This is a genomic window from Allobosea sp. P4_E12 (assembly GCF_056401655.1).
In genome coordinates, this window is record NZ_JBFUIY010000123.1 from 1 (window position 1) to 1,542 (window position 1,542).

General features: G+C 55.5%; 2 protein-coding genes. Both read left to right on the forward strand.

Going from position 1 to position 1,542, the window contains the following annotated elements; genetic code table 11:
* Window positions 1–540, forward strand: a 540-nt coding sequence (locus tag AC1DW9_RS36585; RefSeq protein WP_476855409.1) for a porin, incomplete at its 5' end; no start/stop codon positions are given.
* Window positions 541–1,138: 598 nt separating this feature from the next.
* On the forward strand, window positions 1,139–1,542 hold a 404-nt coding region (locus AC1DW9_RS36590; protein WP_476855410.1), incomplete at its 3' end, for a hypothetical protein.

Here is a 1,542-nt window from a genome sequence, read left to right on the forward strand (position 1 = left end):
ATCCAGGGCGGTCTGAAGTTCAACCTGCCGATGCTCGCCGCTGGCGACGTCCTGTGGTTGCAGGCAGCTTACGCTGAGGGCATGAATTCCTACCTCGGCTACGGCGGCAGCTTCGGCTACGGCCGTCTCGGCTTCCTCAACGCTGCGGACATCGTCATCGACCAGACCACCGGTCGCTCGAAGCTGACCAAGGGCTTCGCCATCACTGCTGGCCTGAAGCACTACTGGACCCCGACCATCCGTTCGGAAGTCTATGGTTCGTACTCCGAGCTCGACATGGGCGCTGCGGTCCAGAACGGCCTCTTCGCCCAACAGGGCAACGTCCCGGTCAAGCTTGACCCGAAGGAGTTCATCATCGGCACCAACCTCGTCTGGACCCCGGTTTCGGGTCTCGATATCGGCGTAGAAGTTCTCTACTCCAAGGTTGAGCTGAAGAACCGCATCGGTCAGGTCGACAACGTCGGCACCCGCAACGGCAACCTGCTGATCAAATCGGACGACGCCCTCACCGGCCGTCTGCGCATCCAGCGCGACTTCTGATCGGTTCTCCGATCCTAGTCGGAAGCCCCGGGGAAACCCGGGGCTTTTTTCGTTATACTAATAGTTTGACGTTATAACGCTGAGCAATAACAAACGGGATCTGCGCGAGGCGGTGATCAATATCGCGATCCGCTGGTTCGTCGGCTACGGCCTTCACGAGCCACTGCCCGCCCATTCGTGATTGACGCGCATCCTAAACGGCCGAGGGTTTCCGTTAGAACTTTGAAACCCACGGTCCAGGCGGGCCGCCGGGATCGCGACCGGAGAAGTAGTCCATCTCCACGCCCCGGTCCGTGCCCATGTCAGTTGGGGCGCGCTCGCCGTCCGTCACGTCGAGCCCGTCGCGGAGGCCAACCTTGACCAAGCAGTCCGCGGGCCGCAGAAGCTGGCCGCGCCCGATCCAGATGCCAGACCCCCCACCCTCGCCGGAAGTGACAGTTGCTCTCGCCGCGGAATGCGGCGTAAAACCCGCGGAGTTCTTGATTGCCGCTGAATGGCAGCCTAGATCACGGCAGCATCGGCACAGCTTTGTACTCGATAGATTGAGATTGGACCGCAACGGAAGTCGTATAGGCCAACATTAATACGGATGAAACTGATGACACCTAGTCAAGCTAGAGCGGCGCGCGCGATGCTTAATCTCGATATGAAAACTGTTTGCAGATTGGCGGCAGTTGGAAAGCGGACGCTGACGGAGTTTGAATCAGGATTTCGCACGATAAGCGACACAACAAAAGTCAAGATTAAGGCATTCTATATCTCAAGAGGGATCGAATTTGTAGAAACTGCGGATCATAGTCAAGTAGTAAGCTTCAAGAGTTTCGCCGCATATGATTTAGAAAATTTGGATTCAATACGAGATAAAGATGAGTATATCGATCTTTTTGGAGCGCGCGAGATTGACGATGCATTTCGGTCAATAGAGGACACTTTGGATAAATTAAGCCGGTATCTTTTCTTTTCACGAAAACTATTAAATGAGATCATGGCAAAGGAAAACAT